General features: G+C 59.5%; 22 protein-coding genes. 19 read left to right on the top strand and 3 right to left on the bottom strand.

Annotated features, from left to right (window positions below; translation table 11 throughout):
- Positions 1-115: 115 nt before the first annotated feature.
- A complete protein-coding gene (locus tag PVZ80_RS24530; RefSeq protein ID WP_009047761.1) occupies positions 116-487 on the top strand; it encodes a hypothetical protein in 372 nt (123 codons plus the stop codon).
- A 96-nt stretch (positions 488-583) separates the two neighbouring features.
- On the opposite strand, the gene PVZ80_RS24525 is transcribed toward PVZ80_RS24530, so the two are convergent.
- A complete protein-coding gene (locus PVZ80_RS24525; RefSeq protein ID WP_273864700.1) occupies positions 584-2,137 on the bottom strand; it encodes a glycoside hydrolase family 17 protein in 1,554 nt (517 codons plus the stop codon).
- A 341-nt stretch (positions 2,138-2,478) separates the two neighbouring features.
- Here PVZ80_RS24525 and PVZ80_RS24520 point away from each other — a divergent pair, with 341 nt between their 5' ends.
- The 3 genes from PVZ80_RS24520 to PVZ80_RS24510 all read left to right on the top strand — a co-directional run bounded on the left by PVZ80_RS24520 (position 2,479) and on the right by PVZ80_RS24510 (position 5,488).
- The gene (locus PVZ80_RS24520) at positions 2,479-3,330 is read left to right on the top strand and encodes a glycine betaine ABC transporter substrate-binding protein (RefSeq protein ID WP_009047763.1); all 852 of its coding nucleotides are present in this window, start codon (positions 2,479-2,481) and stop codon (positions 3,328-3,330) included.
- A 191-nt stretch (positions 3,331-3,521) separates the two neighbouring features.
- Positions 3,522-3,833 carry a DUF485 domain-containing protein gene (locus PVZ80_RS24515; RefSeq protein ID WP_007931481.1) on the top strand — a complete coding sequence of 104 codons (312 nt, stop codon included), beginning with the start codon at positions 3,522-3,524 and terminating at the stop codon, positions 3,831-3,833.
- On the top strand, positions 3,830-5,488 hold the full coding sequence (locus tag PVZ80_RS24510; protein WP_016702212.1) for a cation acetate symporter: 1,659 nt from the start codon (positions 3,830-3,832) through the stop codon (positions 5,486-5,488). Before PVZ80_RS24515 ends, PVZ80_RS24510 begins: the two co-directional genes overlap by 4 nt.
- 311 nt (positions 5,489-5,799) lie before the next feature.
- Here PVZ80_RS24510 and gltA read toward each other — a convergent pair whose 3' ends face one another.
- Positions 5,800-7,089: a citrate synthase gene (gltA, locus tag PVZ80_RS24505; RefSeq protein WP_009047765.1), complete on the bottom strand. Its 1,290-nt coding sequence runs from the start codon at positions 7,087-7,089 to the stop codon at positions 5,800-5,802.
- 351 nt (positions 7,090-7,440) lie between these two features.
- Here gltA and sdhC point away from each other — a divergent pair, with 351 nt between their 5' ends.
- From sdhC to PVZ80_RS24445, 12 genes are all read left to right on the top strand, one after another.
- The gene (gene sdhC / locus PVZ80_RS24500) at positions 7,441-7,827 is read left to right on the top strand and encodes a succinate dehydrogenase, cytochrome b556 subunit (RefSeq protein ID WP_169915034.1); all 387 of its coding nucleotides are present in this window, start codon (positions 7,441-7,443) and stop codon (positions 7,825-7,827) included.
- Positions 7,821-8,189 carry a succinate dehydrogenase, hydrophobic membrane anchor protein gene (gene sdhD / locus PVZ80_RS24495; protein ID WP_007931497.1) on the top strand — a complete coding sequence of 123 codons (369 nt, stop codon included), beginning with the start codon at positions 7,821-7,823 and terminating at the stop codon, positions 8,187-8,189. The genes sdhC and sdhD overlap by 7 nt, the downstream gene beginning before the upstream one ends.
- A gap of 3 nt (positions 8,190-8,192) precedes the next feature.
- Positions 8,193-9,965 carry a succinate dehydrogenase flavoprotein subunit gene (gene sdhA / locus PVZ80_RS24490; RefSeq protein ID WP_016702210.1) on the top strand — a complete coding sequence of 591 codons (1,773 nt, stop codon included), beginning with the start codon at positions 8,193-8,195 and terminating at the stop codon, positions 9,963-9,965.
- Positions 9,966-9,977: 12 nt separating this feature from the next.
- Entirely contained in the window at positions 9,978-10,682 is a 705-nt protein-coding gene (locus PVZ80_RS24485) for a succinate dehydrogenase iron-sulfur subunit (protein WP_007931501.1), read from the top strand.
- Between the two features lie 276 nt (positions 10,683-10,958).
- Positions 10,959-13,790: a 2-oxoglutarate dehydrogenase E1 component gene (locus tag PVZ80_RS24480; RefSeq protein ID WP_009047767.1), complete on the top strand. Its 2,832-nt coding sequence runs from the start codon at positions 10,959-10,961 to the stop codon at positions 13,788-13,790.
- A 42-nt stretch (positions 13,791-13,832) separates the two neighbouring features.
- On the top strand, positions 13,833-15,041 hold the full coding sequence (gene odhB, locus PVZ80_RS24475) for a 2-oxoglutarate dehydrogenase complex dihydrolipoyllysine-residue succinyltransferase (protein ID WP_273864699.1): 1,209 nt from the start codon (positions 13,833-13,835) through the stop codon (positions 15,039-15,041).
- A 112-nt stretch (positions 15,042-15,153) separates the two neighbouring features.
- The gene (gene lpdA / locus PVZ80_RS24470; protein ID WP_135006330.1) at positions 15,154-16,590 is read left to right on the top strand and encodes a dihydrolipoyl dehydrogenase; all 1,437 of its coding nucleotides are present in this window, start codon (positions 15,154-15,156) and stop codon (positions 16,588-16,590) included.
- A gap of 224 nt (positions 16,591-16,814) precedes the next feature.
- Positions 16,815-17,981 carry an ADP-forming succinate--CoA ligase subunit beta gene (gene sucC / locus PVZ80_RS24465; RefSeq protein WP_009047768.1) on the top strand — a complete coding sequence of 389 codons (1,167 nt, stop codon included), beginning with the start codon at positions 16,815-16,817 and terminating at the stop codon, positions 17,979-17,981.
- Complete coding sequence (gene sucD / locus PVZ80_RS24460; protein WP_007931513.1) at positions 17,981-18,862, top strand: succinate--CoA ligase subunit alpha; 882 nt, start codon at positions 17,981-17,983, stop codon at positions 18,860-18,862. The genes sucC and sucD overlap by 1 nt, the downstream gene beginning before the upstream one ends.
- Before the next feature lie 352 nt (positions 18,863-19,214).
- Entirely contained in the window at positions 19,215-20,528 is a 1,314-nt protein-coding gene (gene brnQ / locus PVZ80_RS24455; protein WP_009047769.1) for a branched-chain amino acid transport system II carrier protein, read from the top strand.
- 177 nt (positions 20,529-20,705) lie between these two features.
- Positions 20,706-21,443, top strand: a complete 738-nt coding sequence (locus PVZ80_RS24450) for a DUF599 domain-containing protein (RefSeq protein ID WP_009047770.1) — start codon at positions 20,706-20,708, stop codon at positions 21,441-21,443.
- Positions 21,443-21,844, top strand: coding sequence for an MAPEG family protein (locus PVZ80_RS24445; RefSeq protein WP_009047771.1), 402 nt, complete (start codon positions 21,443-21,445; stop codon positions 21,842-21,844). Before PVZ80_RS24450 ends, PVZ80_RS24445 begins: the two co-directional genes overlap by 1 nt.
- 65 nt (positions 21,845-21,909) lie before the next feature.
- On the opposite strand, the gene PVZ80_RS24440 is transcribed toward PVZ80_RS24445, so the two are convergent.
- Positions 21,910-22,161 carry a hypothetical protein gene (locus tag PVZ80_RS24440; RefSeq protein ID WP_009047772.1) on the bottom strand — a complete coding sequence of 84 codons (252 nt, stop codon included), beginning with the start codon at positions 22,159-22,161 and terminating at the stop codon, positions 21,910-21,912.
- A gap of 158 nt (positions 22,162-22,319) precedes the next feature.
- Here PVZ80_RS24440 and PVZ80_RS24435 point away from each other — a divergent pair, with 158 nt between their 5' ends.
- From PVZ80_RS24435 to htpG, 3 genes are all read left to right on the top strand, one after another.
- Entirely contained in the window at positions 22,320-22,796 is a 477-nt protein-coding gene (locus PVZ80_RS24435) for a PaaI family thioesterase (protein WP_028681909.1), read from the top strand.
- Positions 22,793-23,245 (top strand): PaaI family thioesterase, encoded by a 453-nt coding sequence (locus PVZ80_RS24430; protein WP_038631061.1) that lies wholly within the window; start codon positions 22,793-22,795, stop codon positions 23,243-23,245. The genes PVZ80_RS24435 and PVZ80_RS24430 overlap by 4 nt, the downstream gene beginning before the upstream one ends.
- An 88-nt stretch (positions 23,246-23,333) precedes the next feature.
- Entirely contained in the window at positions 23,334-25,238 is a 1,905-nt protein-coding gene (gene htpG / locus PVZ80_RS24425) for a molecular chaperone HtpG (protein ID WP_162094658.1), read from the top strand.
- The last annotated feature ends 52 nt before the right edge of the window (positions 25,239-25,290 follow it).

Below are 25,290 nucleotides of genomic sequence, written 5' to 3'. Positions count from 1 at the left end.
AGTCGCCAGACGATACACTTTGTCGCTGTTTGCTCAACAGTTATCTGTGCAACACGCTTGCTTACCGGCCTCGGGCGATTATGCTGGGCGCCGTTTTCGCTTATCGGAGTGCTTCATGTCCCGCCGTCTTCCCGTGATTCTGCTGCTTGTTGTCCTGCCGTTGTGGCTGGCCGCCAGTTATGGCGTGCGCTACGGCTTCATGGAGGACGCTCGATGGGTCGGCGTCTGTGTCGACGAAGCCAGCCGCTGGGAGTGCCAGGCACGTTCCAGCCTGGGGCTGCTGATCCACTTCAAGGTCATGGGCTGGGCGGCGCTGGCGGCGGCCCTGATCGCCTTCGTGATACCGGGTCGTGCCGGCTGGAGCCTGGCGGTGCTGGCGCTGCTGTTCGGTTTTCCGGCGCTGGCGCTCTACAACACCAGCCTGGCAGTGTTTGCCATCGTCATCGGTGCCTTGCGGCTGGTAAGGGCGCCTCGCGCTGTTCTGTAGGAGCGAAGCTTGCTCGCGATCAACGATGACGCGGGGTATGACTGCTAAACCGCGGCGACGCCATCGCGGGCAAGCCTCGCTCCTACACGGTTCTGATCAGGCTTTGCGAGCCCGCAAGCTGCGCCACAGGGCGGCGACCATCAGCACGCTGACCAGAGCCCAACCCCAGGCCTGCTGGTTTTCCAGGCCCTCGCGATACAGCTGAGGAGCGATGCCGGCACCGACGATAAAGGTCAGCAGGGCAATTTCGCGACGCGGCACCCGCACCGGGCGGCACAGGTAGACCAGGGCTGGCAGGAGCAGGGCGGCGCTGGGGAAGCTGCGATAACGCGGGTCGAACACCAGCTCCAGCATCATCACCGCGGCGGCGAAACCGGCGGCGGCGAGCAGCCAGCCGGCACGTTTTTCCAGGCTGTCGAAAGCGCGCTGGCGCCAGCCGGTTTGGGGGCTCAGGCTCAGTGCCGCGTGGGCCAGCACCAACAGGTTCAGGGCCAGCAGCAGGCCTGCCCAGAACCATTCCCCGGCAAAGCGGCTGGTGACTCGCGCCAGCTCGCCCCAGGCGCCAATGGAGCAGGCGGCGAGGGCGCCGAGTAAAGGCAGGACCAAGGCCGCACGAGTTCCGCGGACCCGGCCACCGAGGATCAGTGTGGCGAGGAAGATCACCCCGCCCACGCCCAGCCACAATGGCCAGTAAGGCAGGTTCGATACCGGCCCGGCGAGCACGCCCTTGTCCTGGCGGTCGGCATCGAACAGCCCCCAGTAACCGCCGACCGCGCCTTCGCTGGCGCGTTTCCACGGCTGGTCGAAAGCCTCGATCAGGTTGTAATGCCAGCCATTCTGTTCGGCCATGACCACAAAACCACGGATGAACTTGGCCTCGTTGACCCGGCTCGGCAGCGCGGTTTCGCGCTGGCGGCCTTCGCTGGGCCAGCCGGTTTCGCCGATCATCACGTCCTTGGGCGCGAACTTGTTGCCGAACACCTGGCGCACCTGGGCCACATGGTTCAGCGCCGCATCGATGTTGGACGGATCGTCTTCCCAGTAGGGCAGCAGGTGGATGGTCAGGAAGTCCACCGCTGGCGCGATTTCCGGGTGCTTGAGCCAGAACTCCCAGACATCCGCGTAGGTGACGGGCTGCTTGACGTGAGCCTTGACCTTGTTGATCAGCCTGGCCAGTTGCGGGCCGGTGACTTCCTTGCGCAGCAGGGCTTCGTTACCGACGATCACCGAGCTCACCACATCCGGGTTGGCATTGGCCGAGGCGATCAGCAGGTCGACCTCTTTTTCGCTGTCCACCGGGTTGCTGTTGATCCAGGCGCCGATCATCAGCTTCAGGCCGTGCTTGCGCGCCAGGTCCGGCAGGGCTTCGAGGCCGGTCATGGAATAGGTACGGATGCACTCGAAGCGGGTCGCCAGCAATGCCAGGTCGGCGTCCATGCGCTCCGGGCGCAACTTGAACGGCTGGTCGAAGGGCGACTGGTCCTTGTCGAACGGGGTGTAGGACGCGCATTGCAACTTGTGACTGGCGCTGGCGACATCCGGCAGCACCACCGGCTGGCCGAGGCCGTACCAGAAACCGCAGAGCGCGAAGACTCCCAGCAGGTAGGCGAATAGATAGGGCAGGAGCGGGAAGCGGGCAATCGAGGGCATGGTCAGGCCGTCAGGAAACAAAGCCGGGCATCTTACCCGGATTTGCCGCTGCCCAGGTGGCCTGCATGATTTTGACATGCAAAGTTCGGGCGGGATTGGGCGACTGTTTTGGGCATGCCCTGATTACTGGCGAACTGGTGTCGTTGCTGAATGTTTTGAGGTCGCAGTCAGAGCAGGTCACCTTTGGCGTCAGGTTGATGATCGACGCGTCAGGGCTCTCATAGGGCAATCGCGCTGATGTTCGAGCAAGTTGGTGGGGCGTGATGAGGGCGCTGAGCACCATAACAACAGGTTGACGCGGCTCGGCATCCGTCGGGCGCAGCACTTTCGGGGAAGTAACGATGAAGATGCGACGACTCTTAGGCGCAGGTGCCGGTCTGGTACTTGCGATCAGTTCAACCCTGGCCAGCGCCGATAGCAAAACCCTGAGCATCGGCTATGTCGACGGTTGGTCGGACAGTGTGGCGACCACGTATGTAGCGTCTGAGGTGATCAAGCAGAAACTCGGTTATGACGTGAAGTTGCAGGCTGTGGCAACCGGGATCATGTGGCAGGGCGTGGCCACCGGCAAGCTGGATGCCATGCTGTCGGCCTGGCTGCCGGTGACCCACGGCGAGTACTGGACCAAGAACAAGGACAAGGTGGTCGACTACGGTCCCAACTTCAAGGACGCGAAAATCGGCCTGATCGTGCCGGAGTACGTCAAGCCCAAGAGCATCGCCGACCTGAAGGATGACACCACCTTCAAGAACAAGATCGTCGGTATCGATGCCGGTTCGGGCGTGATGCTCAAGACCGACCAGGCCATCAAGGACTACGGCCTGGACTACAAGCTGCAAGCCAGTTCGGGCGCGGCGATGATTGCCGAACTGACCCGTGCCGAAGAGAAGAAGGACTCCATCGCGGTCACCGGCTGGGTGCCGCACTGGATGTTCGCCAAGTGGAAGCTGCGCTTCCTGGACGATCCGAAAGGTGTTTACGGCGCCGCTGAAACCGTCAACAGCATCGGCAGCAAAGGCCTGGAGAAGAAAGCGCCGGAGGTTGCGGCTTTCCTGAAGAAGTTCCAGTGGGCTTCCAAGGATGAAATCGGCGAGGTGATGCTGGCAATTCAAGAGGGCGCCAAGCCGGAAGCCGCGGCCAAGGACTGGGTGGCCAAACACCCTGAGCGCGTTGCCGAGTGGACCGCTAACTGATCGCGAGGCGTCTAGCTTGCAGGTCTCGAGGCCGCCGGGTGTTCGCACCCGGCGGCCTTTTGTTTTGCCCGGCGTAAAAGTGCCTGTCAGGGAGGCTGTCGTTCTAATACTAAGGTCGTCTGGAACCGGCTCCAGAGCTGCATAGAGTGGACTACGTTCCAACTAAAATCTGTGCTGCGAGGATAAAAACAATGAACGACAGCATTTACCTCTCGATTCAAAACAGCTCGCGTTTCAAGGAGCTGGTCAGCAAGCGCGAACGATTCGCCTGGATACTGTCGGCGGTCATGCTCGGGCTCTATTCGGGCTTCATCCTGCTGATTGCCTACGGACCCCATGTACTGGGGGCAAAACTCAGTCCTGAATCATCCATCACCTGGGGCATTCCCATTGGTGTCGGGTTGATTGTCGCGGCCTTTGTCCTGACCGGCATCTACGTGCGACGCGCCAATGGCGAATTCGACGACCTGAACAATGCGATTCTCAAGGAGGCTCAGCAATGATCCGGCGTCTATTGGCCTTTTTTAGCGTCGCGGCCTTTGCTCCAAGTCTCTGGGCGGCCGACGCCCTGACCGGCGAAGTACATAAACAACCCCTCAATGTCTCGGCGATCATCATGTTCGTGCTGTTCGTCGGGGCCACCCTGTGCATCACCTACTGGGCCTCCAAGCGCAACAAGTCGGCGGCCGACTACTATGCCGCGGGTGGCAAGATCACCGGTTTCCAGAACGGCCTGGCGATTGCCGGTGACTACATGTCGGCGGCGTCCTTCCTGGGGATTTCCGCCCTGGTGTTCACCTCCGGCTACGACGGCCTGATCTATTCGATCGGCTTCCTGGTGGGCTGGCCGATCATTCTGTTCCTGATCGCCGAGCGCCTGCGCAACCTGGGCAAGTACACCTTTGCCGACGTGGCGTCCTATCGCCTCGGGCAAACCCAGATCCGCTCGCTGTCGGCCTGCGGCTCGCTGGTGGTGGTGGCGTTCTACCTGATCGCGCAAATGGTCGGTGCCGGCAAGCTGATCCAGTTGCTGTTCGGCCTCGATTACCATGTGGCGGTGATCCTGGTGGGCATCCTGATGGTGCTGTACGTGCTGTTCGGCGGCATGCTGGCGACTACCTGGGTACAGATCATCAAGGCGGTCCTGCTGCTGTCCGGCGCTTCGTTCATGGCGCTGATGGTCATGAAGCATGTCAACTTCGACTTCAACATGCTGTTCTCCGAAGCCACCAAGGTTCACCCCAAAGGTGAAGCGATCATGAGCCCGGGCGGCCTGGTGAAGGATCCTATTTCGGCCTTCTCCCTCGGCCTGGCGCTGATGTTCGGTACCGCGGGCCTGCCGCACATCCTGATGCGCTTCTTCACCGTGAGCGACGCCAAGGAAGCGCGCAAGAGCGTGCTGTATGCCACCGGCTTCATCGGCTACTTCTACATCCTGACCTTCATCATCGGTTTTGGCGCGATTCTCCTGGTCAGCACCAACCCGGCGTTCAAGGATGCGGCGGGCGCTCTGCTCGGCGGCAACAACATGGCGGCGGTGCACCTGGCCAATGCCGTAGGCGGCAGCGTGTTCCTCGGCTTCATCTCGGCGGTGGCCTTCGCCACTATCCTGGCGGTGGTGGCTGGCCTGACCCTGGCCGGTGCCTCGGCGGTCTCCCATGACCTGTATGCCAGCGTGATCAAGAAGGGCAAGGCCAACGAGAAGGATGAAATCCGCGTCTCGAAGATCACCACCGTGTGCCTGGGTGTGCTGGCGATTGCCCTGGGTATCCTGTTCGAGAGCCAGAACATCGCGTTCATGGTCGGCCTGGCGTTCTCCATCGCGGCGAGCTGCAACTTCCCGGTACTGCTGCTTTCCATGTACTGGAAGAAACTCACCACCCGCGGTGCGATGATTGGCGGCTGGCTGGGCCTGGTCAGTGCCGTGGGCCTGATGATCCTCGGCCCGACCATCTGGGTGCAGATCATGGGGCATGAGAAAGCCATCTTCCCTTACGAGTACCCGGCGCTGTTCTCGATGATCATTGCCTTTATCGGGATCTGGTTCTTCTCCATCACCGACAAGTCCACTGCGGCTGACAATGAGCGGGCGCTGTTCTTCCCGCAATTCGTGCGCTCGCAGACCGGCCTGGGCGCCAGCGGCGCGGTATCGCACTAAGGCCTTTGGGTATCGGCTTCTATATATAAGCTGAGTTGCAAACCAATGCCCCTGTCGAAAGACAGGGGCATTTTTATTGGTTCCAGGAATGGGTCGTCCCTTGTAGCCGCTGGCGCAGCCTGCGATCGAGCGCGCAGCGCTCGCAAGCTTTTCACAGTGAGAGTAGTGCGGACTTGGCGTTCCATATCCGCTGTGCGGCCGAATACAGGCTGCTACAAGGAAATGGCGGGGGAGGGGAGCATAAACAAATACGGCCTCTATAAAGAGGCCGTATCCGCTGCAGTCAAGACGTTAGCGCAAGGCAACAGGTCTTACTTGCGGTCTTCCAGCTTGGTGATGTCGCGCGACTCGTAGCCGGTGTACAGCTGGCGAGGGCGGCCGATCTTGTAAGGGCTGGAGAGCATTTCTTTCCAGTGCGAGATCCAGCCGACGGTACGCGCCAGGGCGAAGATCACGGTGAACATGCTGGTTGGAATGCCGATGGCCTTGAGGATGATCCCCGAGTAGAAGTCGACGTTCGGGTACAGCGAGCGTTCGATGAAGTACGGGTCGGTCAGGGCGATCTCTTCCAGGCGCATGGCCAGTTCGAGTTGTTTGTCGTGCTTGATGCCCAGTTCTTTCAGTACTTCGTCGCAGGTTTGCTTCATGACGGTGGCGCGTGGGTCGCGGTTCTTGTAGACACGGTGACCGAAGCCCATCAGCTTGAACGGATCGCTCTTGTCCTTGGCCTTGGCGATGAACTTGTCGATGTTCGAGACATCGCCAATTTCGTCGAGCATGGTCAGTACCGCTTCGTTGGCGCCGCCGTGAGCCGGGCCCCAGAGTGCGGCGATACCGGCAGCGATACAGGCGAACGGGTTGGCACCCGAGGAGCCTGCCAGGCGTACGGTGGAGGTCGATGCGTTCTGCTCGTGGTCGGCATGGAGGATGAAGATCCGGTCCATTGCCTTGGCCAGCACCGGGCTGATCGGTTTGATCTCGCACGGGGTGTTGAACATCATGTGCAGGAAGTTTTCCGCGTACGACAGGTCGTTGCGCGGGTACATCATGGGTTGGCCCATGGAGTACTTGTAAACCATCGCGGCCAGGGTCGGCATCTTGGCAACCAGGCGGATCGCGGAGATTTCGCGATGCTGCGGGTTATTGATGTCCAGGGAGTCGTGGTAGAAGGCCGAGAGGGCACCGACTACGCCGCACATGACGGCCATCGGGTGGGCGTCGCGACGGAAGCCGTTGAAGAAAGTCTTCAGCTGCTCGTGAACCATGGTGTGGTTCTTCACGTTGCTGACGAACTGGGCCTTCTGTTCTGCGGTCGGCAGTTCGCCGTTGAGCAGCAGGTAGCAGGTTTCCAGGTAGTCCGACTTTTCAGCCAACTGTTCGATCGGGTAGCCGCGGTGCAACAGAATGCCGTTGTCGCCGTCGATATAGGTGATTTTCGACTCGCAGGAGGCGGTCGACATGAAACCCGGGTCAAAGGTGAAGCGGCCCGTGGCCGTCAAGCCCCGAACATCGATTACATCGGGACCAACGGTGCCGGTTAAAATGGGCAGCTCGACGGGGGCTGCGCCCTCGATGATCAACTGCGCTTTTTTGTCAGCCATGTGGCCTCCTATTTATGCTTGAAATCATCAGACAGACCCCCCACGCAGGGCCCGCACCACTATAGTGAGATAAATCCGAATGTCAATTTGCCTAAAGTCTTGCCCCAGAAGGCTTTAACCGTACTTTTTCCTCGAAATTCCCCGCCATTTACGCCTTTTATCCGCCTAACGCAATGAGCTATTAGGGGAAGGTGATTGCGTTGTCATTAGTAGCCTAACTGTCTATACTCGGCCACCGACCGCCATGGGCTTTCGGGCCCGGTTTGATGGGGGTCGTCACTCCCTGGGTGGTGGGTACCTGACCAGTGCACTCCCCAACAACTTTGCCCTGATTGTTAGGGGCTCTTCAGTGTGAAAAAAGCCGTGAATAGCCAACGACCTGTAAACCTAGACCTAAGGACCATCAAACTCCCAGTCACTGCTTACACGTCCATCCTTCACCGTATTTCCGGTGTCATCCTCTTTGTGAGCCTTGCCATCATGCTTTATGCATTGGACAAGTCGCTCAGCTCCGAGGAAGGCTTCGGCGAGGTGAAAGCGTGTCTGACCAGTCCGCTAGCCAAGCTAGTGATTTGGGGCATCCTGTCCGCCTTGCTGTATCACTTGGTTGCCGGTGTGCGCCATTTGATCATGGACATGGGCATCGGTGAGACGCTGGAAGGCGGCAAGCTGGGCTCTAAAATCGTTATCGCCGTATCCGTGGTGGTAATCGTTCTGGCAGGAGTTTGGATATGGTAACTAACGTCACGAACCTGTCGCGTTCGGGCCTCTATGACTGGATGGCACAACGTGTGTCTGCGGTCGTTCTCGCGGCTTATTTCATCTTCCTGATCGGATACCTCGTTGCGAACCCGGGCCTTGGCTACGAGCAATGGCACGCACTGTTCTCCAACAACTGGATGCGTATCTTCAGCCTGCTGGCCATGGTTGCTCTGGGCGCTCACGCCTGGGTCGGCATGTGGACCATTTCGACCGACTACCTGACGCCGATGGCGCTGGGCAAATCGGCGACTGCAGTACGTTTCCTTTTCCAGGCAGTATGCGGCGTTGCAATGTTCGCCTACTTCGTCTGGGGTGTGCAGATTCTCTGGGGTATCTGATTCATGGCTAACATTCCAACGATTTCTTTCGACGCCATCATCATTGGTGGCGGCGGCGCCGGCATGCGTGCCGCATTGCAGCTGGCCCAGGGCGGCCACAAGACTGCAGTGATCACCAAGGTGTTCCCGACCCGCTCGCACACTGTGTCGGCTCAGGGCGGCATCACCTGCGCCATCGCGTCGGCCGACCCGAACGATGACTGGCGCTGGCACATGTACGATACCGTCAAGGGTTCCGACTATATCGGTGACCAGGACGCTATCGAATACATGTGTCAGGAAGGCCCGGCTGCGGTTTTCGAACTGGACCACATGGGTCTGCCGTTCTCCCGCACCGAAACCGGTCGTATCTACCAGCGTCCTTTCGGCGGTCAGTCCAAGGATTACGGTAAAGGCGGCCAGGCTGCCCGTACGTGCGCAGCTTCCGACCGTACCGGTCACGCGCTGCTGCACACCCTTTATCAGGGCAACCTGAAAGCCGGCACCACCTTCCTGAACGAGTACTACGCCGTTGACCTGGTGAAGAACCAGGAAGGCGCGTTCGTCGGTGTGATCGCGATCTGCATCGAAACCGGCGAAACCACCTACATCCGCGCGAAAGCCACCGTATTGGCGACCGGCGGCGCGGGTCGTATCTACGCATCCACCACCAATGCCCTGATCAACACCGGTGACGGTGTCGGCATGGCGCTGCGTGCCGGCGTGCCGGTACAAGACATTGAAATGTGGCAGTTCCACCCGACCGGCATCGCCGGCGCCGGTGTATTGGTGACCGAGGGTTGCCGTGGTGAAGGTGGTTACCTGATCAACAAGCACGGCGAGCGTTTCATGGAGCGTTATGCTCCGAACGCCAAGGACCTTGCCGGTCGTGACGTTGTTGCCCGTTCGATGGTTAAAGAAATCATCGCCGGCAACGGTTGTGGTCCGAATGGTGACCACGTGATGCTCAAGCTCGACCACCTGGGCGAGGAAGTGCTGCACAGCCGTCTGCCAGGCATCTGCGAACTGTCCAAGACTTTCGCTCACGTTGACCCGGTGGTTGCTCCAGTACCAGTAGTTCCAACTTGCCACTATATGATGGGCGGCGTGCCGACCAACATTCATGGCCAGGCAATCACCCAGAACGCCGAAGGCGTGGATGAGATCATCCATGGTCTGTTCGCTGTGGGCGAAGTGGCTTGTGTATCGGTTCACGGTGCCAACCGCCTGGGTGGCAACTCGCTGCTCGACCTGGTGGTATTCGGCCGCGCTGCCGGCCTGCATCTGGAAAAAGCCTTGACCGACGGCATCGAATACGATGACGCGACCGACGCCAACATCGAGGCTGCACTGGCACGCCTGAACGCTCTCAACGAGCGTACTGATGGCGAAGATGTGGCTACCCTGCGTCGCGAGCTGCAAAACTGCATGCAGAACTACTTCGGTGTATTCCGTACCGGCGAGTACATGCAGAAGGGCATTGCCCAGCTGGCCGAGCTGCGTACCCGTATCGCCAACGTCAAGATCAACGACAAGTCGCAGGCGTTCAACACTGCACGTATCGAAGCACTGGAACTGCAGAACCTGCTGGAAGTGGCCGAAGCCACCGCCATCGCTGCCGAAGTGCGCAAAGAGTCCCGCGGCGCCCATGCCCGTGAAGACTTCGAAGACCGCGACGACGAAAACTGGCTGTGCCACACCCTGTACTTCCCGGGTGAGAAGCGCGTTGCCAAGCGTGCCGTTAACTTCTCGCCGAAGACTGTTCCGACTTTTGAACCAAAAGTCCGGACTTACTAAAGGGTGATCGATATGTTGCAAGTCGAAGTTTATCGTTACAACCCTGACACCGACTCCGCGCCGAAAACCCAGGTTTTCCAGGTCGACACCGGTGGCAAGGATCTGATGGTGCTGGACGTACTGGCGCTGATCAAAGAGCAGGACGAAGGTTTCTCCTATCGTCGCTCCTGCCGTGAAGGCGTTTGCGGTTCCGACGGCATGAACATCAACGGCAAGAACGGCCTGGCGTGCATCACGCCGCTGTCTGCCGTGGTAAAGAACAACAAGCTGGTTGTTCGTCCGCTGCCAGGTTTGCCGGTTATCCGTGACCTGGTCGTCGATATGAGCATCTTCTACAAGCAATACGAGAAGGTGAAGCCATTCCTGCAGAACGACACGCCGGCTCCGGCCATCGAACGTCTGCAGTCCCCTGAAGAGCGCGAAAAGCTCGATGGTCTGTACGAGTGCATCCTGTGCGCTTGCTGCTCGACTTCCTGCCCGTCCTTCTGGTGGAACCCGGACAAGTTCCTGGGTCCAGCTGCACTGCTGCAAGCCTATCGCTTCCTGGCAGACAGCCGCGACACCAAGACGTCCGAGCGTCTGGCTTCGCTGGATGATCCGTTCAGCGTATTCCGCTGCCGCGGCATCATGAACTGCGTCAACGTTTGTCCGAAAGGCCTGAACCCGACTAAGGCCATCGGTCACATACGTAACATGCTGCTCTCGAGCGGCGTGTGATTCAGCTGCTGTAACCCAGCTGTTGTAAAGGCAGGACCGCTGTACCCGTAGAGGCTACGGCGCAGGCTTCAACCGGCGCCGTAGTTTTAAGCTGAGCAGCAGCTCACAAAGTTGCCGCTCGTATTTTGAAGAAATGAGACAAGCAGGGGCATCCGGGCTGGTACCCGGACTATCAGCGTGATCCTAAGTGGCTTGTTTTGGTCGCTGCACTCGGACTTTTGCAAGTTTGCTCGGTGTCTTCGCCGGTGGTGTTCCCCTAACCGAGGGTGACCAAGCATGCAAGAAAGCGTGATGCAGCGCATGTGGAACAGCGCCTACCTATCCGGTAGTAACGCTGCCTATGTGGAAGAGCTCTACGAGCTCTACCTGCACGACCCTAACGCTGTGCCAGAAGAGTGGCGCACTTACTTCCAGAAGTTGCCTACCGACGGCAGCACTGCCATCGATGTTTCGCACTCGACAATCCGCGATCATTTCGTGTTGCTGGCAAAGAACCAGCGCCGCGCCCAGCCGGTATCCGCCGGTAGCGTGAGCAGCGAGCACGAGAAGAAGCAAGTTGAAGTGCTGCGATTGATCCAGGCCTACCGTATGCGTGGCCACCAGGCAGCCCAGCTTGACCCGCTGGGGCTGTGGCAGCGTCCTGCACCTGCAGACCTGTCAATCAATCATTACGGCTTGACCAATGCCGATCTTGATACGACCTTCCGTGCCGGCGACCTGTTCATCGGCAAAGAGGAAGCGAGCCTACGCGAAATTCACGAAGCGTTGCAGCAGACATATTGCCGCACCATCGGCGCTGAATTTACGCACATCACCGATTCCGAGCAGCGCCAGTGGTTCCAGCAGCGTCTGGAAAGCGTGCGCGGCCGTCCGACCTACTCCACGGATATCAAGGGTCACCTGCTCGAGCGCGTCACCGCAGCTGAAGGCCTCGAAAAATACCTGGGCACCAAGTACCCGGGCACCAAGCGTTTCGGCCTGGAAGGCGGCGAAAGCCTGATCCCGATGCTCGACGAGCTGATCCAGCGTTCCGGTTCCTACGGCACCAAGGAAGTCGTGATCGGCATGGCCCACCGTGGTCGCCTCAACGTCCTGGTCAACACCTTCGGCAAGAACCCGCGCGAGCTGTTCGACGAGTTCGAAGGCAAGAAGAAGGTCGAGCTGGGCTCCGGTGACGTGAAATACCACCAGGGCTTCTCGTCCAACGTGATGACCACCGGCGGTGAAGTTCACCTGGCCATGGCCTTCAACCCGTCCCACCTGGAAATCGTTTCGCCAGTGGTCGAGGGTTCGGTGCGCGCCCGTCAGGATCGTCGCAACGACCAGACCGGTGACAAGGTTCTGCCAATCTCCATCCACGGTGACGCTGCATTCGCAGGTCAAGGCGTGGTGATGGAAACCTTCCAGATGTCGCAGACCCGCGGTTTCAAGACCGGCGGTACCGTGCACATCGTGATCAACAACCAGGTCGGTTTCACCATCAGCAACCCGCTGGACTCGCGTTCCACCGAGTACGCCACCGACGTCGCGAAAATGATCCAGGCGCCGATCCTCCATGTGAATGGTGATGATCCGGAAGCCGTACTGTTCGTGACCCAGCTGGCCATCGACTACCGCATGCAGTACAAGCGCGATGTGGTGATCGACCTGGTCTGCTACCGTCGTCGCGGCCACAACGAAGCGGACGAGCCAAGCGGCACCCAGCCTCTGATGTACCAGCAGATCGCCAAACAGCGCACCACCCGTGAGCTGTATGCCGATCGTCTGGTCCAGGCCAACGTGCTCGACGCCGAGCGTGTTCAGGCGAAAGTCGACGAATACCGCAACGCGCTGGACAACGGCCTGCACGTCGTGAAGAGCCTGGTCAAAGAGCCGAACAAAGAGCTGTTCGTGGACTGGCGTCCATATCTGGGCCACGCCTGGACTGCGCGTCACGACACCACCTTCGATCTGAAGACCCTGCAGGAACTGTCCGCCAAGCTGCTGGAGCTGCCGGAAGGCTTCGTGGTTCAGCGCCAGGTCGCGAAGATCTACGAAGACCGTCAGAAGATGCAAGCCGGCGGCCTGCCGATCAACTGGGGTTATGCCGAAACCATGGCATACGCGACCCTGGCGTTCGAAGGTCACCCGATCCGCATGACCGGCCAGGACATCGGCCGCGGTACGTTCTCGCACCGTCATGCGGTCCTGCACAACCAGAAAGACGCCAGCACCTACATTCCGCTGCAGCACCTGTACGAAGGCCAGCCACGTTTCGATCTGTACGATTCGTTCCTGTCCGAAGAAGCCGTACTGGCGTTCGAATACGGTTACTCGACCACCACGCCAAACGCGCTGGTGATCTGGGAAGCCCAGTTCGGCGACTTCGCCAACGGTGCCCAGGTGGTGATCGACCAGTTCATCACCAGTGGCGAGCACAAGTGGGGCCGTCTCTGCGGTCTGACCATGCTGCTGCCGCACGGTTATGAAGGTCAGGGTCCGGAGCACTCTTCGGCTCGTCTGGAGCGTTACCTGCAGTTGTGCGCCGAGCACAACATCCAGGTCTGCATGCCGACCACCCCGGCCCAGATCTACCACCTGCTGCGTCGTCAGGTGATTCGCCCGCTGCGCAAGCCGCTGGTGGTCCTGACTCCGAAATCGCTGCTGCGTCACAAACTGGCCATCTCGACCCTGGAAGATCTGGCGGAAGGTTCGTTCCAGACCGTTATTCCGGAAATCGATGCCCAGGATCCAAAAGGCGTGAATCGTCTGGTTCTGTGCAGCGGCAAGGTCTACTACGACCTGCTGGAAAAACGCCGTGCCGAAGGCCGCGACGACATCGCCATCGTGCGTATCGAGCAACTGTACCCGTTCCCTGAGGACGACTTGAACGAAGTCCTGGCTCCGTACACCAACCTCAAACATGTCGTTTGGTGTCAGGAAGAGCCGATGAACCAGGGTGCCTGGTACTGCAGCCAGCACCACATGCGCCGCATCGTTGGTAATCACGACAAGTCGCTCGTACTCGAGTACGCGGGCCGTGAAGCCTCGGCTGCACCTGCATGCGGTTACGCATCGATGCACGCCGAGCAGCAGGAAAAACTGCTGCAAGATGCTTTCACTGTTTAACGCCTTCGCGCACCTGAAACCGAATTTAAGGAACCACAGATAATGGCTATCGAGATCAAAGCCCCCACTTTCCCGGAATCGGTTGCCGATGGCACCGTTGCCACCTGGCACAAAAAACCGGGCGACGCCGTCAAGCGCGACGAACTGATCGTCGACATCGAAACCGACAAGGTCGTGCTGGAAGTTCTGGCCACCGCTGACGGCGTGCTGGGCGCTATCGTCAAGAACGAAGGCGATACCGTTCTGTCCGACGAAGTACTGGGCTCCATCGCTGAAGGCGCTGTTGCCGCTGCTGCTCCAGCCGCTGCCGCTCAGGCTGCAGCGCCTGCCGCCGAAGGCGAAGACGATCCAATCGCGGCTCCAGCCGCGCGCAAGCTGGCTGAAGAGAACGGCATCAACATCGCCTCCGTTGCCGGTACCGGCAAAGGCGGTCGTGTGACCAAGGAAGATGTGGTTGCAGCCGTTGCTGCCAAGAAAGCCGCTCCGGCTGCCGCGCCTGCCAAGGCTGCTGCTCCAGCCGCCGCTGCTCCGGTATTCGCTGCCGGCGACCGCGTCGAGAAGCGCGTTCCAATGACCCGTCTGCGTGCCAAGGTTGCCGAGCGTCTGGTCGAAGCCCAGTCGAACATGGCGATGCTGACCACCTTCAACGAAGTCGACATGACCGAAGTCATGGCCCTGCGTTCGAAGTACAAGGATCTGTTCGAGAAGTCCCACAACGGCGTACGCCTGGGCTTCATGTCGTTCTTCGTCAAGGCTGCTACCGAAGCGCTGAAGCGTTTCCCGGCGGTCAACGCCTCGATCGACGGCTCCGACATCGTTTACCACGGCTACGCCGACATCGGTGTTGCCGTATCCAGCGACCGCGGTCTGGTGGTTCCGGTTCTGCGTAACGCCGAACTGATGAGCCTGGCTGAAATCGAAGGCGGCATCGCCACCTTCGGCAAGAAAGCCCGTGACGGCAAACTGTCGATGGAAGAAATGACCGGCGGTACTTTCACCATCACCAACGGTGGTACTTTCGGTTCGATGATGTCGACTCCGATCGTCAACCCGCCGCAAGCGGCGATCCTGGGCATGCACAACATTCTGCAGCGTCCTATGGCGATCAACGGTCAGGTGGTTATCCGTCCGATGATGTACCTGGCTCTGTCCTACGATCACCGTTTGATCGACGGCAAAGAAGCAGTGACCTTCCTGGTTACCATCAAGAACCTGCTGGAAGACCCGGCTCGTCTGCTGCTGGATATCTGATTTCGTAGCATGGGCCGATCAGCGATGATCGGCCTTTCGCCGAAACGAACAGCTTCGTCCCACGACGGCCTCCACAAGAGGCCGTCCGGTTTGATTCGAGAAGGAATGACACATGACTCAGAAATTCGACGTGGTAGTGATTGGCGCAGGCCCTGGCGGCTATGTAGCTGCCATTAAAGCTGCGCAACTCGGCCTCACGACTGCCTGCATCGAGAAATATACCGATAAGGAGGGCAAGCTGGCCCTCGGCGGTACTTGCCTGAACGTCGGCTGCATCCCTTCCAAGGCGCTGCTGGACAGCTCCTGGAAATTCCACGAAGCCCAAGACGGTTTCGCGATCCACGGTATCAGCCACGCTGGCGTGTCCATGGACGTGCCTGCGATGGTCGGCCGCAAAGCCAACATCGTGAAAAACCTGACCAGCGGTGTTGCCACCCTGTTCAAGGCCAACGGCGTGACCTCCATCCAGGGCCACGGCAAACTGCTGGCTGGCAAGAAAGTCGAAGTCACCAAGCCAGACGGCTCGGTGGAAGTGATCGAAGCCGAGAACGTCATCCTGGCGCCAGGCTCCCGTCCAATCGACATTCCACCAGCCCCGGTCGATCAGAAAGTGATCGTCGATTCCACCGGCGCCCTGGAATTCCAATCCGTACCAAAACGCCTGGGCGTGATCGGCGCTGGCGTGATCGGTCTGGAACTGGGTTCGGTATGGTCCCGTCTGGGCGCTGAAGTGACCGTCCTGGAAGCCCTGGACACCTTCCTGATGGCTGCCGACACCGCCGTCTCCAAGGAAGCGCTGAAAACCCTGACCAAACAGGGTCTGGACATTAAGCTGGGCGCTCGCGTCACCGGCTCCAAGGTCAGCGGCGAAGAAGTGGTCGTGACCTACACCGATGCCAACGGCGAACAGAACATCACTTTCGACAAGCTGATCGTAGCCGTTGGTCGCCGTCCGGTGACCACTGATCTGCTGGCTGCCGATTGCGGCGTGACCCTCGACGAGCGCGGTTTCGTGCATGTTGACGATCACTGCGCCACCACCGTACCGGGCGTTTACGCGATCGGCGACGTGGTTCGCGGCATGATGCTGGCTCACAAGGCCTCGGAAGAGGGCATCATGGTCGTCGAGCGCATCAAGGGCCACAAGGCTCAGATGAACTATGACCTGATCCCTTCGGTTATTTATACTCACCCGGAAATCGCGTGGGTTGGCAAGACCGAGCAGGCCTTGAAAGCTGAAGGCGTTGAAGTTAACGTCGGCACCTTCCCGTTCGCAGCCAGCGGCCGTGCCATGGCAGCCAACGACACCGGCGGTTTCGTAAAAGTCATCGCTGATGCCAAGACTGACCGCGTACTGGGCGTCCACGTGATTGGCCCGAGCGCGGCGGAACTGGTTCAGCAAGGTGCGATCGGCATGGAATTCGGCACCAGCGCCGAAGACCTGGGCATGATGGTTTTCTCCCATCCGACCCTGTCCGAAGCGCTGCACGAAGCAGCACTGGCAGTGAATGGCGGCGCCATCCACATCGCCAACCGCAAAAAGCGTTAAGACAATAAGAAACCACGGCGGATTGCCCGTCGTGAGCCTTGCGAGCAAGACTCACCGCGGAACGTCCGCTGGACTCGACCTCACGGGAATCTTCAGGCGTCGTGCCGCAGCCCAGGTTGCGGAGGCGGGGCAGGGGAGTCCGGTGAGGAGCGGTCACAGGTGGCGCGGCACTCATCAAGAGCGCAGCGCCGAATGCGCAGTACCTAACGAAGACGGTAAAAAGCATGAATCTTCACGAGTATCAGGGTAAGCAGCTGTTCGCTGAATACGGCCTGCCAGTATCCAAAGGCTACGCGGTAGACACCCCGGAAGAAGCAGCAGAAGCTTGCGACAAGATCGGCGGCTCCGAGTGGGTTGTCAAAGCCCAGGTTCACGCCGGTGGTCGCGGTAAAGCGGGCGGCGTAAAGCTGGTTCGCAGCAAAGAAGACGCTAAAGCATTCGCTCAACAGTGGTTGGGCAAGCGTCTGGTGACTTACCAGACTGACGCCAATGGTCAGCCAGTCACCAAGATCCTGGTTGAATCGTGCACTGATATCGCTAAAGAGCTGTACCTGGGCGCTGTCGTCGACCGTTCGAGCCGTCGCATCGTGTTCATGGCTTCCACCGAAGGTGGCGTGGACATCGAGAAAATCGCTCACGACACTCCAGAAAAAATTCTCAAAGCCACTATTGATCCACTGGTTGGCGCTCAGCCGTTCCAGGGTCGCGAGCTGGCTTTCCAGCTGGGCCTGGAAGGCAAGCAAGTTGCCCAGTTCGCCAAGATCTTCGTTGGTCTGGCCAAACTGTTCCAGGACCACGATCTGGCTCTGCTGGAAGTGAACCCGCTGGTGATCAAGGCTGATGGCGATCTGCACTGCCTGGACGCGAAGATCAACATCGACGCCAACGCCATGTACCGTCAGCCTAAGCTGAAGACTTTCCACGATCCGTCGCAGGACGATCCGCGCGAAGCGCACGCCGCCAAGTTCGAACTGAACTACGTGGCCCTGGAAGGCAACATCGGCTGCATGGTCAACGGTGCCGGCCTGGCCATGGGTACCATGGACATCGTCAACCTGCACGGCGGTAAGCCAGCCAACTTCCTCGACGTAGGTGGTGGCGCTACCAAAGAGCGCGTGACCGAAGCCTTCAAGATCATCCTGTCCGACACCAACGTCGCTGCAGTACTGGTCAACATCTTCGGCGGCATCGTTCGTTGCGACATGATTGCCGAAGGCATCATCGGTGCAGTGAAAGAAGTCGGCGTGAAAATCCCGGTTGTTGTTCGCCTTGAAGGCAACAACGCTGAACTGGGCGCTAAAGTACTGGCAGAAAGCGGCTTGAACATCATCGCTGCTACCAGCCTGACCGACGCTGCTCAACAAGTTGTCAAAGCTGCGGAGGGCAAATAATGAGCGTCCTGATCAATAAAGACACCAAAGTTATCTGCCAGGGTATTACCGGTTCGCAAGGTAGTTTCCACACCCAGCAAGCCATCGAATACGGCACCAAGATGGTTGGCGGCGTAACTCCGGGCAAAGGCGGCACCGAGCACCTGGGCCTGCCTGTCTTCAACACCGTGAAAGACGCTGTAGCTGCCACTGGCGCCACCGCCAGCGTGATCTACGTTCCAGCTCCTTTCTGCAAGGACTCCATCCTGGAAGCGGCTTTCGGCGGCATCAAGCTGATCGTCTGCATCACCGAAGGCATTCCTACCCTGGATATGCTGGATGCCAAGGTCAAGTGCGACGAGCTGGGTGTTACCCTGATCGGCCCTAACTGCCCAGGCGTGATCACTCCAGGCGAATGCAAGATCGGCATCATGCCAGGTCACATTCACTTGCCAGGCAAGGTCGGTATCGTTTCCCGTTCCGGTACCCTGACTTACGAAGCCGTCAAGCAGACCACTGACGCCGGTTTCGGTCAGTCCACCTGCGTCGGCATCGGTGGTGACCCGATCCCGGGCTCCAACTTCATCGACATCCTGAAGCTGTTCCAGGAAGACCCGAAGACCGAAGCGATCGTGATGATCGGCGAAATCGGCGGTTCGGCTGAAGAAGAAGCGGCTGCCTACATCAAGGCTAACGTGACCAAGCCGGTTGTTTCCTACATCGCTGGTGTGACTGCTCCTCCGGGCAAGCGCATGGGCCATGCTGGCGCAATCATCTCTGGCGGCAAAGGCACTGCAGACGAGAAATTCGCTGCTCTGCAAGACGCAGGCGTGAAAACCGTGCGTTCGCTGGCAGACATCGGCAAGGCCCTGGCCGAGCTGACTGGCTGGGCTGTCAAGTAAGCCTCGCGCTTAGCTTGCAACTCTGCTGACAAAGGCCACCTTCGGGTGGCCTTTGTTCGTTAAGAGCAGTTGCAAGCCTCAAGCTGCAAGAGAAGCTTGTTGCTTGAAACTTGTATCTTGCAGCTGCTTTTAATATGTAAACGCGACACGCAAATGTCGCTTATCGGACAGTTCGCCCTCTAACAGTGCGTTTGTCTTACAAATTCGGTAGGCTAGCCGCCTCTTTTGCGTCTGCGTCCCACAAGGAAGCTGCGCGCTAAACGGGTCAGTCCTATACGGACCGACAGCATTTCCCTCACCCATAAGGGAAATCCCTCTCTAAATTCCGATTCAGTAGTGTGGTATTTCCTTAATGAAAGTGTTGAAAGGCCAGGACATTCTGGCACTGGGTTTTATGACCTTTGCCCTGTTCGTCGGGGCCGGCAATATCATCTTCCCGCCTATCGTCGGCTTGCAGTCCGGACCTAACGTCTGGATCGCGGCGCTGGGCTTTCTGATCACCGCCGTGGGCCTTCCGGTGGTGACCGTCGTTGCGCTGGCCAAGGTCGGCGGGGCGATGGACGCGCTGAGCAGCCCGATCGGCAAAATCGCCGGTGGCCTGCTAGCGGCGGTCTGCTACCTGGCGGTCGGCCCGTTGTTCGCGACGCCGCGTACCGCGACCGTATCCTTCGAAGTCGGCCTGGCGCCGCTGACCGGCGAAAGCCCGCTGGCGCTGTTCCTCTATAGCTCGGCGTATTTCCTGCTGGTGTTTTTCATCTCCCTCTACCCGGGACGCCTGCTGGACACCGTTGGGCGTTTCCTCGCGCCGCTGAAGATCATCGCCCTGGCCGTACTGGGCATCGCCGCGTTCGCCTTGCCGGCCGGTGATATCGGTGTGGCGACTCCCGAATACGTCGCGGCGCCGTTTTCCCAAGGCTTCATCAATGGTTACCTGACCATGGATACCCTGGGCGCACTGGTGTTCGGCATCGTCATCGTCAACGCCATCCGCTCCCGCGGTGTCGAGTCGCCACGCCTGATCACTCGTTACGCGATCATCGCCGGGCTGATTGCCGGCGTCGGCTTGGCGCTGGTGTATGTCAGCCTGTTCCGCCTGGGCTCGGGCAGCCACGAAGTCGCGGTCGGCGCCACCAATGGCGCGGCGGTGCTGCACGCTTATGTGCAACACACTTTTGGCTCCCTGGGCAGCGGCTTCCTGGCCGTGCTGATTTCCCTGGCCTGCCTGGTGACTGCGGTCGGCCTGACCTGTGCCTGCGCCGAGTATTTCAGCCGCGTACTGCCGCTGTCGTACAAGACTCTGGTGATCATCCTGGCGGCGTTCTCGCTGCTGGTGTCCAACCTGGGCCTGACCAAGCTGATCGCTTTCTCCATCCCGGTGCTGACCGCTATCTACCCGCCATGCATCGCCCTGGTGGCCCTGAGCTTCTGCAAGGACTTCTGGCATGAGCAAGGCCGCATCGTCGGTCCGGTGATGCTGGTGTCCTTCCTGTTCGGCCTGATCGACGCCCTCAAGGGCGCCGGCCTGGCGGACTGGATGCCCACCCAGTTGATGCACCTGCCGCTGAGCGAGCAGGGCCTGGCGTGGCTGGTGCCTTCGGTCATGACCCTGGTAGTCGCTGTAGTCTGCGACCGCCTGCTGGGCAAGCGCAGCGAAGCCCTGGCCTAAACCGCTATCTGCCCGATGCCCGTCACGAGCGGGCACCGAGTAACCATAAAAAAATGCCCCGTATCCAGCGATGCGGGGCATTTTTTATGGGCGAGGGATGGTGTCTTTTTTCCTCGATCAACGTCGAAGCAGTGCCAGTTGTATCCGCACTCTGCCAACGCCTATCCGGGAACCTGCATGTCGTTCGTCGAAGCCAACCTGATCCATCTCATCGCCGCCCTCTGGTTTGTCATCTGCTGGGGTGGCTATACCCGCTACGCCACGTGGAAGGGCCGCGACACCGCGTGCCTGGCCAGCGTGCTGCACCTGTACCGGGAAGACTGGATGCGCCGCATGCTGCTGCGCGACAACCGCATCGCCGACGCCAGCGTGATCGGCAACCTGGAGCGCAATGCCTCGTTCTTCGCTTCCAGCACCCTGATTATCCTCGCCGGTATCCTTACCGTGCTCGGTGCTTCCGAGCGTGCGGTGTCGCTGCTGGCCGACATTCCCATGGTGCAGCAGGCCTCCCAGGGCATGTCGGAGATCAAGCTGCTGTGCCTGGCCCTGGTGTTCGTCTACGCCTTCTTCACCTTCAGCTGGTGCATGCGCCAGTACAACTTCGCCGCCATCCTCGTCGGCTCGGCGCCAATGATCGGTGAGCGACATGTTTCCGAACAGGAGCGAAAAGCCTTTGCCCTGCGGGCTGCGCGGGTGATTTCCATGGCCGCCAACCAGTTCAACTTCGGCCTGCGTTCCTATTACTTCGGCATGAGCATGCTGGCCTGGTTCGTCAGCCCCTGGCTGTTCATGCTGATGAGCGCGGGCGTGGTGCTGGTGCTGTACCGCCGGGAGTTTCATTCCGACGTGTTGGACGTGATGGTCTATACCCCTACAGAGGCGCCATTGCCTGAGGCGAACAAGGAGATAGCCTGATGAGTATCGCGTTCTGGTGTGTGTTTATCAGCGCACTGTTGATTTACGTGGCACGGATGCCGGTGGCCAGGGCCATGAAAGAGCAGGGCGGTTACGACAATCACCTGCCACGCCAGCAACAGGCGCAACTTACGGGATTCGGTGCCCGGGCGCTGGCGGCGCACCAGAACAGCTTCGAAGCCTTCATGTTATTCGCGGTCGGGGTGCTGATGGCCCATACCACCCAGACTCAGGGTTGGTTGATCGATGGGCTGGCGATTGTCTTTGTCATTACGCGGGTTATCTATCTGCTGTGTTATTGGGCGGATCTTGCCTGGCAGCGCAGTCTGGTCTGGTTTATCGGCCTGCTCTGTTCAATGCTGCTGATGCTTAGTCCGATTTTTCGCCGCCTGTTGGCTTAGAGGTTATTCCAGACAAAGTAAAGCCCGCACTAGGCGGGCTTTCTTTTTGCTGCACTAAAACCGGATTAGTTGGTTTTAGGAGCGGCTTCCTTGGCAGCTTCTTCAACAGCTGCTTTGCTCGATTCAACCTGATCTTTGGCTGCATCGACGGTTTCTTTTGCGGCTTCGTTCACTTTATCCTGAGCTTCGTTCAGTTTCTGTTGAGCTTGCTCAGCATGTTGGTTGGCATCTTGAGCTTTGTCCTCGGATTTTTTATCGCAGGCAGCGAGACCGAGGGAAGCGGTCAGCATCAGGGCAATAGCTAAAGTCTTACGCATGGGGTGTTTCTCCTTATTGAAGATATCTTCTGGCCTTTCGAGCATGGCTCTACAGGTTAAGTTCCTTGAAAGCTAAAGATATATAAAGTGCCAGCAATATGGAACTTTTACCGGTCTCGTTAACTGAGCGGTTTTGACATCAACTAGAGAATTGCCTTATGGAGCAAAACCCTGTTTTTGAGCGTGCGACGCGGTTTTTGTCGGCGCTGCGCCATTGCCAGGTATTGGCCATGAGCGTGCACAGCGCTTCAAAAGACGGCATCACCCTGACGCTGCCTTACAGCCCGCAGATAGTCGGCAACCCACAGACCGGAGTGATCCATGGTGGCGCGCTGACCTCGTTGATGGACACCGCTTGCGGCATGGCCACCTTGTGCGTCCTGCCGGAGTTCGAAGTCTGCCCGACCCTGGACCTGCGCATCGATTACATGCATCCGGCGGAACCGGGCAAAAGCGTGTACGGCTTTGCCCAGTGCTATCGGGTGACCAGCGATGTGATTTTCACCCGCGGTTTTGCCTATCAGGACGATCCCGAGCACCCCGTTGCCCATGTGGTGGGCACCTTCATGCGCATGGGCAAGGGCATCAAGGGCAGCAAAGGTTTTGCCGGCGCCATCAAGGGTGAGCAGCCATGAGCGACGATTTCCAGGAACAAGTGCAGCGTGCCCACCAGCAGGGCGATTACGCCGCACTGCTGCAGATGATTCCCTACGCCAGGCTGATCGGCATCGAGTGTTCGCGACAGGGTGATGAGTTGCTGTTTCGCCTGCCCGCCAACCGCGACAACATCGGCAACCCGTTGCTGCCGGCCCTGCACGGTGGGGTGATCGCCGGTTTCATGGAGCTGGCTGCGGCCCTGCATCTGTTGATTGGCACCGGTTCGCCCGGAGTGCCGAAGATCATCGACTTCTCCCTCGATTACCTGCGTGCGGGGCAGTTTCGCGATACCTATGCCAGGTGCCAGGTTTGCCGCCAGGGCCGGCGGGTGGCGAACGTGGCCATCACCGCCTGGCAGAGCAGTGCGGAGGAGCCGATTGCCACCGCCCGAGCACATTTCAAGCTCGAAGAAAGTCCAGGCCCTTGAAATCTCAGGTCTAGCCCCCAACTCTGTGGACATCCCGCCGTAAGCCCTCCGGGCGCGGCTTATGCCATCTGATTGGAGTTTGATGACCATGAGTGTGGAAACTCAAAAGGAAACCCTGGGCTTCCAGACCGAGGTAAAGCAACTGCTGCACCTCATGATCCATTCGCTGTATTCCAACAAGGAAATCTTCCTTCGCGAACTGATCTCGAACGCCTCTGACGCTGTCGACAAATTGCGCTTCGAAGCCCTGTCCAAGCCTGAGTTGCTGGAAGGTGGCGCGGAGCTGAAAATCCGTGTGAGCTTCGACAAGGACGCCAAGACCGTCACCCTCGAAGACAACGGCATCGGCATGAGCCGGGAAGATGTGATCACCCACCTGGGGACCATCGCCAAGTCCGGCACCGCCGACTTCATGAAAAACCTCACGGGCGACCAGAAGAAGGATTCGCACCTGATCGGCCAGTTCGGCGTGGGCTTCTATTCCGCCTTCATCGTCGCCGACAAGGTCGATGTCTTCAGCCGTCGTGCCGGCCTCGCTGCCAGCGAGGGCGTGCACTGGTCCTCCAAGGGCGAAGGCGAGTTCGAAGTCGCGACCATCGACAAGGCCGACCGCGGCACCCGTATCGTCCTGCACCTGAAGTCCGGCGACGACGAGTTCGCCGATGGCTGGCGCCTGCGCAACATCATCAAGAAGTACTCCGACCATATCGCCCTGCCGATCGAGCTGCCGAAAGAGGTCGCTGCCGCCGAGGGTGAAGAGAAACCTGCGCAGGAATGGGAAACCGTCAACCGCGCCAGTGCCCTGTGGACCCGTCCGCGTACCGAGATCAAGGACGAGGAATACCAGGAGTTCTACAAGCACATCGCCCATGACTTCGAGAACCCGCTGAGCTGGAGCCACAACAAGGTCGAAGGCAAGCTGGAATACAGCTCGCTGCTGTACGTGCCGGCCCGTGCGCCATTCGACCTGTACCAGCGTGAAGCGCCGAAAGGCCTGAAGTTGTACGTGCAGCGCGTGTTCGTGATGGATCAGGCAGAGTCCTTCCTGCCGCTGTACCTGCGCTTCATCAAGGGTGTGGTCGACTCCAACGACCTGTCGCTGAACGTGTCGCGGGAAATCCTGCAGAAAGACCCGATCATCGACTCCATGAAGTCGGCGCTGACCAAGCGCGTGCTGGACATGCTGGAAAAACTGGCGAAGAACGAGCCTGAGCAATACAAGGGCTTCTGGAAAAACTTCGGCCAGGTGATGAAAGAAGGTCCGGCCGAAGACTTCGCCAACAAGGAAAAGATCGCCGGCCTGCTGCGCTTCGCCTCCACCCAGGGCGACGACGGCGAGCAGAATGTTTCCCTGGCCGAGTACCTGGCGCGCGCCAAGGAAGGCCAGGACAAGATCTACTACCTCACCGGCGAAACCTACGCGCAGGTCAAGAACAGCCCGCACCTGGAAGTCTTCCGCAAGAAAGGCATCGAAGTGCTGCTGCTGACCGATCGCATCGACGAGTGGCTGATGAGCTACTTGAGCGACTTCGACGGCAAGAGCTTTGTCGACGTGGCGCGTGGTGACCTGGACCTGGGCAACCTGGACTCGGAAGAGGACAAGAAGGCCGCGGAAGAAGTCGCCAAGAGCAAGGAAGGCCTGGTGGAGCGGATCAAGACCGCCCTGGGCGATACCGTCAGCGAAGTGCGGGTTTCCCACCGCCTGACCGACTCCCCGGCGATCCTGGCGATCGGCGAGCAGGACCTGGGCCTGCAGATGCGCCAGATCCTCGAGGCCAGCGGGCAGAAGGTGCCGGATTCCAAGCCGATCTTCGAATTCAACCCGGCTCACCCGTTGATCGAGAAACTCGACGGCGAGCAGAGCGACGAGCGCTTCGGCGACCTGTCGCACATCCTCTTCGATCAGGCGGCCCTGGCGGCCGGCGACAGCTTGAAAGACCCGGCCGCCTATGTGCGTCGTCTGAACAAGCTGCTGGTTGAACTGTCGGTTTAACTGCGTTGCATAAAAACCCGCTTCGGCGGGTTTTTTCATTCCGGTGTTTTTG

It is taken from the genome of Pseudomonas sp. B3G-3 (assembly GCF_028640915.1).
GTDB lineage: Bacteria > Pseudomonadota > Gammaproteobacteria > Pseudomonadales > Pseudomonadaceae > Aquipseudomonas > Aquipseudomonas chlororaphis_I.
Note: the sequence above shows the minus strand (reverse complement) of the source record. Positions and strands in the feature narration are given on the sequence as shown.